The 9618-nt window shown below is 44.3% G+C and carries 12 protein-coding genes; 10 read left to right on the top strand and 2 right to left on the bottom strand.

Annotated elements, in window-relative coordinates:
* Positions 1-189 precede the first annotated feature (189 nt).
* The 10 genes from EL111_RS06025 to EL111_RS05980 all read left to right on the top strand — a co-directional run bounded on the left by EL111_RS06025 (position 190) and on the right by EL111_RS05980 (position 6638).
* The gene (locus tag EL111_RS06025; protein WP_123796433.1) at positions 190-1188 is read left to right on the top strand and encodes a VENN motif pre-toxin domain-containing protein; all 999 of its coding nucleotides are present in this window, start codon (positions 190-192) and stop codon (positions 1186-1188) included.
* Positions 1175-1657: a hypothetical protein gene (locus EL111_RS06020; protein ID WP_123796434.1), complete on the top strand. Its 483-nt coding sequence runs from the start codon at positions 1175-1177 to the stop codon at positions 1655-1657. The genes EL111_RS06025 and EL111_RS06020 overlap by 14 nt, the downstream gene beginning before the upstream one ends.
* Before the next feature lie 71 nt (positions 1658-1728).
* Positions 1729-3261 carry a VENN motif pre-toxin domain-containing protein gene (locus EL111_RS06015; protein ID WP_126325845.1) on the top strand — a complete coding sequence of 511 codons (1533 nt, stop codon included), beginning with the start codon at positions 1729-1731 and terminating at the stop codon, positions 3259-3261.
* Positions 3262-3687 (top strand): hypothetical protein, encoded by a 426-nt coding sequence (locus EL111_RS06010; RefSeq protein WP_123796272.1) that lies wholly within the window; start codon positions 3262-3264, stop codon positions 3685-3687.
* A 57-nt stretch (positions 3688-3744) separates the two neighbouring features.
* Positions 3745-3933: a hypothetical protein gene (locus tag EL111_RS06005; protein WP_123796273.1), complete on the top strand. Its 189-nt coding sequence runs from the start codon at positions 3745-3747 to the stop codon at positions 3931-3933.
* A 2-nt stretch (positions 3934-3935) separates the two neighbouring features.
* Entirely contained in the window at positions 3936-4355 is a 420-nt protein-coding gene (locus EL111_RS10720; protein ID WP_231998364.1) for a hypothetical protein, read from the top strand.
* On the top strand, positions 4316-4828 hold the full coding sequence (locus tag EL111_RS05995) for a hypothetical protein (RefSeq protein ID WP_123796274.1): 513 nt from the start codon (positions 4316-4318) through the stop codon (positions 4826-4828). Before EL111_RS10720 ends, EL111_RS05995 begins: the two co-directional genes overlap by 40 nt.
* 95 nt (positions 4829-4923) lie before the next feature.
* Positions 4924-5595, top strand: coding sequence for a CsgG/HfaB family protein (locus EL111_RS05990; protein ID WP_123796275.1), 672 nt, complete (start codon positions 4924-4926; stop codon positions 5593-5595).
* A 9-nt stretch (positions 5596-5604) separates the two neighbouring features.
* The gene (locus tag EL111_RS05985) at positions 5605-5973 is read left to right on the top strand and encodes a DUF4810 domain-containing protein (RefSeq protein WP_123796276.1); all 369 of its coding nucleotides are present in this window, start codon (positions 5605-5607) and stop codon (positions 5971-5973) included.
* A 2-nt stretch (positions 5974-5975) separates the two neighbouring features.
* Positions 5976-6638 (top strand): DUF799 domain-containing protein, encoded by a 663-nt coding sequence (locus tag EL111_RS05980; RefSeq protein ID WP_197717784.1) that lies wholly within the window; start codon positions 5976-5978, stop codon positions 6636-6638.
* 213 nt (positions 6639-6851) lie between these two features.
* On the opposite strand, the gene EL111_RS05975 is transcribed toward EL111_RS05980, so the two are convergent.
* Together EL111_RS05975 and EL111_RS05970 are read right to left on the bottom strand one after the other, a co-directional pair.
* Complete coding sequence (locus EL111_RS05975; RefSeq protein ID WP_123796278.1) at positions 6852-7265, bottom strand: YqaA family protein; 414 nt, start codon at positions 7263-7265, stop codon at positions 6852-6854.
* A 407-nt stretch (positions 7266-7672) separates the two neighbouring features.
* Positions 7673-9463 (bottom strand): 2-isopropylmalate synthase, encoded by a 1791-nt coding sequence (locus EL111_RS05970; RefSeq protein WP_123796279.1) that lies wholly within the window; start codon positions 9461-9463, stop codon positions 7673-7675.
* Positions 9464-9618: the final 155 nt, after the last annotated feature.

The raw sequence follows: 9618 nt of genomic DNA, 5'->3' as shown, positions 1-9618 counted from the left end.
ACATATCGTCATAATAATTTCATTTTTATTATTATACGCAGAAATGATGTTAATACTATTTCTATTTTCAGGAACTATTTATGTAGGGTATGAAGGATTTTTAAGTATTCTGTGCGGAACATCATTTTTTTTCTTTCTCTGTAAGTCATATATTCCATACTGGGGTGATACTGACAAGGGGTAGCCTGAATGAAACCTAAAATCCATACATTCTATGGACTTTGTCATTCATGCCTTCTAAAAAATCTCAACCGCCCCGAAGAAGGCAGCAAAGAACATATCGCCCTGCATATTCTGAACGGTGTATTGAGCGGAGCGGCAGCAGACAACAACGCCCTGCTTTCCGGCCTATCGGCAGGTGGGGCGGAACTGGCTGCACCTGCCTTAGCCCAAATACTGTACAACAAAGATACCAAAGAGCTGAGTGTCGAAGAAAAATCTTCCGTCAGCGCGCTGGTCGGTTTGTATGGTTCTGCTGTGGGTGCGGCATCAGGCAATACCGCAGATGTGGTTCAGAGTGGGCAGGTGGCACAGAATGCGGTGGAGAATAATGATTACTTACTACAGGCTATTTTTATTTTCAAACATCCTATTATTGCTGCTCAGATAGGGAGTGCAAGCAAAAATCCTGCTTCTGAATTAGATCCAAACATTTCCACAATTGCTTCAACATTCCAAATTAATCTATTAAAAGAGGTAGTTAGTCAAGAAGACTTAGTACGAGAAGGTGGCATAGGAAATACTTATCGTCATGCCTTATGGCAAGCCATAATCACAAAAAAATTTGGTGAGAACATAGCAAAAGAGGCTGGTAATGCTCATGAGAGTAGAAATGGAACTGATTATTCAAATTTTGATAACTTACCACTAAATAAAGCTGATGAGTTGGTTGATCAATTAAATAATAAAATTGGTAGAGATATTGCACTGCAATATCCCAATATTTCAAATAAAAAATTAGCTGAAAAAGTCTTATATCATTTTTCAACTGAGGGATTGTATCAAGCGACAAAAGGAAAAAATGGAAAGTATAAGGTAGAAAGGAAGATATTAGATAAAAAACATTACCAAGCTTCTAAAGATAATCTTAGAGTTTTAGATGATACAGGGGCTGGTAAAAAAATTCAGCAACGCAGAAAAGAACTTAATAATAATATTAAAAAAGGAGTTGGTAGTGTTATACGCTAAATTCCTTAAAGTTTCTATGATTATATTTTTTTTATATGTGATGCTTTTCAAACTTATCCTTATATACGTTGAGAAAATATACGATGAAGAATATATTTTTAAAAATAACACAGATATTTCAATCAAAAAATTAACTAATTTTAAATGGAGTTATGCCAAAATTTTTATAGAGAATATTGATTTTCAGAAAATTAGTTTTTTTTATAATAATAAACTAATTTATGAACAATCCCTTAAAGTAGATAATGAGGGACTACCTGTATCTCAAGTTATATATACGTCAAATAAGAGAAAAAAAGAAGACTTGAATCATATTGTATACTATAAATGCCCATATGAAATAAGCTCATTGAAGTTTATAAAAACTTTATCAACAGAGCATTCTCATGATAAATACAGACATTTTGTTTTTTACGAACCTATCGGATGTAAAGCCGTTAGATATAATGAATATCTAAAAGAATTTTAAAAAACGAAATAAGTATATGAAATAATTATATTTTGAAACATGGGATCGGGGCATAGCCAGCAGTAATCTACATGAAACCTAAAATCCATGCGTTCTATGAACTTTATCATTCATGTCGTCTGAAAAACATAACCTTTCAGACGGCATCTCTCGGCAGCAGCGACACACAGGCAACAGCAGCCTATACCGACATCTGCACCGAAACCGCCGAAGCCGCCTCAGGCCGTCTGCAAAATGTGTTTGATAAGGAGAAAGTACAGCAAGAATTGGACTTGCAGCGGGAAGTGAGCCAACAATTCAGCCAAAATGTGCAGGAAGCAAATACCGAGATTAACAAACACATTGACGAACTGGAGAGGAAAAAAGAAGCCGGAACAATCAGCGATACCGACTATCAAAAAGAACTCGGCAAACTGCAATACCTGAAAACCGGCCTGAATATGGTAGCGGCGGGATTAAGTGCCCCGACCGACAGCGTAGCGGGTATTGCCGCCGCAACCGTCAGCCCTGCCATTGCCTATGAAATCGGCCAGCATTTCAAAGGTTTGGCAAAAGACAATGCAGACGGCAAATTAACCGCCAAGCAAGAAGCCGCCCATATACTCTCCCATGCGGTATTGGGCGCAGCAGTTGCAGCGGTAGGTGGTAACGATGCAATGACGGCTGCCGTAGCCGCAGGTGGTGCAGAAGCCGTTGCTCCTGTGGTTTCCAACTGGCTGTATGGGGAAGAAGATGCTAGTAAGCTGACTGCGGAACAGAAAGAGACTGTGGCTTCGATTGCCGGGCTGGCTGGGACTGCTGTGGGCGTTGCGATGGGTGATGCTGCGGATGTGGCTCAGGGTAGCCAAGCTGCAATAAATGCGGTGGAGAATAATTATCTTCTTAAACAAGATTGGGATAATTATAAAAGTAAGGTTAACTCTTGTTCTCAAAATCAAAATGCAGCGGCATGTTATCGTGAGGCTCAAAAGGAGTTGTACGTAATAAGCAGGCAGCGTAATAAAAGATTAAAATCCGCATGCGCAGAAAATGGAGATATAGCATTATGTGAGAAATATGTTGCAGAAGCTGACTTGAGTAGAGATTTGACAAAAAGAGAGTTAGCTTCTTATGGGACGAATAATCCAGCAAAACCTTTACCTTCATTTGTGGAGTATTACGATATTCCATGGTCAGATAATCCATCTATCCATTATTGGAGTACAAAGATTAATCTCCCCATCTCAGACAAATTAAATTATGGTCTGAACCTAGCTGTAAATAGAGTTACAGGTGAAATATTCCTAGGTGTTTCAGGGGAGCCGAATATAAAAAGTAGCGGGGCTAAAAAACTGTTAGGAGCTCCAAGCGTAAGTATTATCGCAGGTCATATCAATAATTTATCACCTATTGAAAAAGCACGACTATGGGAAACTATAACTAATACACTTCAAGGGCAGTCCACAACGATAGCAGGGTGCGGATATTTCTCGTGTGTAGGAGCCAATAAAACACCGAGTGGGAAAGTTTCTTTTGAGTTTGGGATTAGTACATCAGGTACTACATCCGGGGCTGTAGGAAAAGCAAATATGATTAAAATTGGTAGAATCATAGGAGATGATTAGTTGGAAACACCTCCTTTCAAGATAAAATATCAAATTTTGGTTTTTACTTGCATTTTAGTGCCATTACTATTTTTTTTAAGCAACTTCGAGAGAAATAAAGAAGATTTTGGATATAAAAAAGACTATTCGATAAGAACCGAAAGGATATTAAATGAAATTCCATCTATTATTGCCCCTTATAAAATCAATAAAATTGAATCTGTTCAACAAGGCCCTTTAGCTATTATTAAATTCTATATAGAAGTAGATAAAAATGACTATAAAAAAATAAATAACATATTAAAAAGTAGGATTAACTTAATAGGTTTCAATGGAATATGTCGATTATCTGAGGCTATTTTTGTATCATATAATGAAATGATGCATAAGACATATATTATTATCAAATGGCAATACCCAACTGAAGCATGTAACAGCAAGTCATAGCCTGCATAAACTCTAAACTCCATGTGTAGGGTGCGTACCCCTGCACGCAAGCATACCATGTATTACCAACGCACCATCGAACAAAAAGGCTTAACCCTAGCCGTCAACGTCCCTGTCGTACAGGCCGTACAAAATGCGGCGGCTGCAGTACGCAACATCGTCATCAACAACAATCGGGACGCTACACAAGCAACAGCCACCTATACCAACATCCGCACCGAAACCGCCGAAGCAGCACCGGCCTGAATATGGTAGCGGCGGGATTAAGTGCCCCGACCGACAGCGTGGCGGGTATTGCCGCCGCAACCGTCAGCCCTGCCGTCGCTTATCAAATCGGTCAGCATTTCAAAGGTTTGGCAAAAGACAACGCAGACGGCAAATTAACCGCCAAGCAAGAAGCCGCTCATATACTCTCTCATGCGGTACTGGGCGCAGCAGTTGCTGCCGCGGGCGGTAACGATGCGATGACGGCTGCCATAGCCGCAGGTGGCGCAGAAGCCGTCGCCCCGGTTATCAGCAACTGGTTGTATGATGAAAAAGACGGAAGCAAACTGACTGCGGAGCAGAAAGAAACTGTGGCTGCGATTGGAACGGTCAGATTGCGTTTGAGTTTTTCCATAGCAACGGTTTGTCGGCCAACCACCCAAAATGCCGTGATCTTGAAATAGCGGGGATTCCTGTTTTTCAGATTGCAGTCAAAGCAGGCGGTTTTTTCTATATCGATGAAGAAGAGTTGGTGGATTTGGACATTGAAGAGGCGGGGGAACGGATAAGCCGTCATTGCCGTAAAATCGCCAATACGTTTAAAAAGCAGATTGTCGGGGTATTGTTCAACAACCCTGAATCTCCTGCACTTCGGCATGGGCGTGATTTATATGACCGCCTCGTTGCGGCTGAAACCCAAATCAGGGCGCTTGAAACAGAAAACAGTGAAGCCTACGAGCATATCAACGCCCTACTCGCCGACAACAGCTGCTTGCATGTGGCCAATGCCGAATACTTGAACCGGCTGAATGCTGTTCAAAACACAAGGTCGTCTGAAAATCAGGCTAGGACATACAGCCAAGATATTCAGATGGCCTCGATGCAGTCCGAGACTGCGGATGATAAACGGCTGTTTTGGAAACGGTGGTTTAAATAGAAATAAGTATCTACTTTAATCTTGCATTTCTTTACCAAATCATGTAATATGTCAATTGGTAATATTAATTTAATCAATCTATTGGAGAACTATTTATGACCATGATGAAAACTATTCTTGCCTGCACCATTGCATTAGGTCTGCTGGCCGGTTGTGCGACTGAATCTTCACGCAGCTTGGAAGTTGCTAAAGTTGCTTCTTACAATACGCAATATACAGGTGTGCGCACGCCGATTTCTATCGGCAGCTTCGACAACCGTTCCAGCTTCCAAAAAGGCGTGTTCTCTGATGGTGAGGACCGTTTGGGCAGTCAAGCCAAAACCATCTTAGCTACGCATTTGCAACAAACCAACCGTTTTAATGTGTTGAACCGCACCAATTTGAGTGCATTAAAACAAGAGGCGGGTATTTCCGGCAAAGCTCAAAATCTGAAAGCGGCACGTTATGTCGTTACCGGTGATGTTACAGAATTTGGGCGTAAAGATGTAGGCGATCACCAGCTCTTTGGTATTTTGGGGCGCGGCAAGTCGCAGATTGCTTACGCCAAAGTTGCTCTGAACATTGTTAATGTCCAAACTTCGGAAATTGTGTACTCTACTCAAGGTGCCGGTGAATATTCGCTGTCCAACCGTGAAATCATCGGTTTCGGTGGCACTTCCGGTTATGACGCAACTTTAAACGGCAAAGTGTTGGATTTGGCGATTCGAGAAGCGGTAAACAATTTGGTGCAAGCTGTTGATAACGGTACTTGGCAGCCCAACCGCTAAGGAGACTGTATGAAAAACGGAATTGCCGTATATGCTTTGCCGCTGGCTGCAGCTTTTTTGCTGGCTGCCTGCGGCTCTGCTCCCAAGCAGATGTATTATTGGAAAGGCTATAATGATGCTGTTTACGAGCGTTTGAAAAACGATGACAGCACGGTCGGCGGACAAATCAGTAAAATGGAAAAGTATTTCAACGAAGCGGAACGCAAACAACTTCCGGCCGCGCCGGGTGCTCATGCCCATATGGGTTTGCTGTTGATTGATGCGGGACGGACCGATGCCGCGAAATCTCAATTCGAGGCGGAAAAACAACTTTTCCCCGAATCCGGTAAATTTATGGATTTTCTTTTGAAAAATAAAGCTAAAGGAGCTAAAAAATGAAACTGAACCGCTTCATTCTTCCTTTGGCTGCAACACTGGCTCTTGCTGCCTGCCAAACCTACAAAGCCCAACCTTACGACTACACCGCCTTCAAAGAAAGCAATCCCAAATCTATTTTGGTATTGCCGCCTTTAAACGAATCGCCGGATGTTAAAGCGACTTGGGGAATGCTGACGGCTACCACCTTCCCGCTTTCCGAAGCAGGCTACTATGTGTTTCCGGTGGCGGTTGCAGCGGAAACTTTCAAGCAAAATGGCCTGACCAATGCGGCCGATATTCACGATGTTAAATTGAACAAACTGCATGAAATTTTCGGTAACGATGCCGTGCTGTATGTTACCGTGAAAGACTACGGCACGCGCTATCAAGTTATCCAAAGCGTTACCACCGTAACCGCCGAAGCCAAGCTGGTTGATGCGCGTACCGGCAAAGAATTATGGAGCGGTTCGGCTAGGGCTTCTGATGAAGCCGCGAAAAACAATAATAACGGCATTTTGGCTGCCCTGATCGGCGCATTAATCGATCAGGTTGCCGGCACCTTGGGCGATAAAGGTTACGATATGGCACAAACTGCCGGTATCCAGCTGTTGTCGCCGGTTAAAACCAATGGCATTCTTTACGGCCCGCGTTCTCCGCATTATCAGAAAGAACCGGGGCAGCAGTAACTTGAATAAAAAGCAGAATCAAAGGATTCTGCTTTTTGCCATCAATATATCAACAGCCTCCCTATTACTACGGCAGATTGTAAATAACAGTCGCTGTACCAAAGGTTTTTGGCCGTAGAGCAGGAAGAAAATGCGGCGGTCATCACAGGCTCGGCAGGAGCGGCTGAAAGTGTGGCACAGGAAGTATTGTTGATGATGATTGAATTTGAGTTTTCAATTTGATAAAAAACTCACTCCAAAGCCGATAACTGCATAGCGCAACAATTTCCCCACAATCAATATTACTGCACATTTTTTCCAATCCAAGCGCAGCCAGCCCGCAGCCAGCGGCAGAGCATCGCCGACAATGGGCAACCAAGCCAGCAGCAATAACCAAATTCCGTAACGCTGAAAATAAAGCAGCGTTTTTGCAGACGGCCTTTTCTTGTCCGGCAGCAACCTACCCATAAAATAAGACACCATACTGCCTAAACCGTTGGCAATACCAACGCACAGCAAAGCCGTCCATAACTCTTCGGGATAACGGTAAACAAATGCCGTAAACGCCGCTTCCGAAGTTCCCGGCAACAGGGTTGCAGAGGTAAATGCCGAAATGATCAAGCCGAGATAGGCATATAAAAGCGTCATTATGCTGTTTCAGTACAAAAGGCAAAAGCTGCATGGTAACAGAAATATAGTCGGATAATAAGCAAGCTGGCCTTCTGTACCGCCTGCAAACCGGCTTTTTTATATTTTCTTCAAATTTATCCGTCTTTTGATGGGTTTCATGTTTTTAGCAAAGCCTTCCGGTTTATCTTGAGCACCCTTAATAGGGCGGTCAAATGTCGCTGTAACGGCCTCTAAGACGATTTCTAATTGTGATACCACGCTTATCACAAGTTAAATTATTGTATTGATTTATTATTTCATCGACACTGTTTCATGAATAAATGTAGCTTGACACGATATATAACGAGAAAAGGCCGTCTGCAAATTCCCGTGATAATTGTAACGGGGGAATTTGCAGACGGCCTTTCAGTGTCGGCGTTTAAAAATCAAACCGTACCGCTGCCCTGCGCTTTGGTTTTTTCGGCACCAAACTCCAGTTTGCTCAACGCGGAAAGATAAGCCTTGGCCGTGGCGACCAGCACATCAGTATCTGCGCCCTGTCCGTTGACCACACGTCCGCCACGCTGCAGCCGCACCGAAGTTTCACCTTGGCTTTCCGTACCTTGCGTTACTGCGTTCACAGAATAAATCTGCAAAGCCGCGCCGCTTTGCGCCACGCTTTCGATGGCTTTGAAAATCGCATCTACCGGGCCTGAGCCGTTGGCCGTGGCGCGGTGTTCCGTACCGTTGACGCTGAACACGATTTCCGCAGCGGGCAATTCGCCGGTTTCGGTAGTGATTTTTTGCGAAATAAATTTATATTGGTCTTGCGCCATGCTCATTTCGTCCGACACCAGCGCGTGCAAATCTTCATCGAAAATTTCGCGTTTTTTGTCGGCCAGCTCTTTAAAACGGGCAAATGCCGCATTCAAAGCTTCTTCGCTTTCCAACTCGATGCCCAGCTCCGCCAGCTTGGTTTTGAACGCATTGCGGCCGGAAAGTTTGCCCAAGCTCAAGCGGTTTGCCGCCCAGCCTACCGATTCGGCAGACATGATTTCATAGGTTTCGCGGTGTTTCAGCACGCCGTCTTGGTGGATGCCGGATTCGTGGGCAAAAGCATTGGCACCGACAATCGCTTTGTTCGGCTGTACCGGATAGCCGGTAATGGTAGAGACCAGCTTGGAAGAAGGCACGATTTGGGCGGCATCGATACCGGTTTCCAAGCCGAACAAATCATGCCGCACTTTCAATGCCATCACGATTTCTTCCACGGAAGCATTGCCCGCACGCTCGCCCAAGCCGTTGACCGTACATTCCACCTGCCGCGCGCCGCCTTTCAGTGCCGACAGCGAATTGGCCACGGCCAAACCCAAGTCATTGTGGCAGTGTGCCGACCAGATGACTTTGTCGCTGCCCGGCGTTTTGGCAATCAATTCGCGGAAAAATTCTTCGGTTTTGTAGGGAATCGAGTAACCTACCGTATCGGGAATGTTGATGGTGGTCGCACCTGCTTCAATCACCGCGCCGCAGATTTCGGCCAAAAAGCCGATTTCCGAACGCAGCGCATCTTCGCAGGAGAACTCCACATCATCGGTATATTCTTTAGCGATTTTCACCGCTTTTACCGCCGCTTCGACAACCTGCTTGGGCTTCATTTTCAGCTTGTATTCCATATGGATCGGACTGGTGGCGATAAAGGTATGGATACGTTTTTTCGGCGCGGGGGAAACGGCTTCGCCCGCTTGGCGGATATCGCGCTCTACGGCTCTGGAAAGCGAACAGACGGTTGATTTGGTAATGATTTTGGCAATCGAATGAACCGCATCGAAATCGCCGGGGCTGGCGGCGGCGAAACCTGCCTCAATCACATCCACACCCATTTTTTCCAATTGTCGTGCGATGCGGATTTTCTCCTCTTTCGTCATCGATGCGCCGGGCGACTGCTCGCCGTCCCGCAGGGTAGTATCGAAAACGATTACGCGGTTGGTCTGTGTCATTTCAATTTTCTCCAAAGAGTCTTCTTTTTGTAAGAAAGCGTTTAAATCAAGAGGCCGACCCTGCGCCTGAGCCAGAGCAGTCAGTTTTTGCAGCTGTGAAAGCGGCAGCGAACCGCGTGCGCGCCATTTGTAAATTGCAGCTGTGGTGGCCGCATTATCGGGGTCTTGCTGCTTCAGCGCCTCCGCCAGCGCATTGACTCCGCCGAAATAAGCAACCAAACGGTCGATATCCAGTTGCATGATATTCCTTTGTCTAAAAAAATCCTAAAGTGGATAAATGTCGTTTAGGGCATTATACGCAAATTGGACAAAATAGCAATATATTTTGTTTAATATTAAAATCAATCATAGTAATTAAATTAAAATTTATACATATTGTCTAATTTTTTAATTTT

Origin of the sequence: Neisseria animalis, assembly GCF_900636515.1 — a bacterium.
GTDB classification, from domain to species: Bacteria; Pseudomonadota; Gammaproteobacteria; order Burkholderiales; family Neisseriaceae; genus Neisseria; species Neisseria animalis.
The sequence above is the reverse complement of the archived record's forward strand: the minus strand, read 5'-3'. Positions and strand labels throughout refer to the sequence as shown.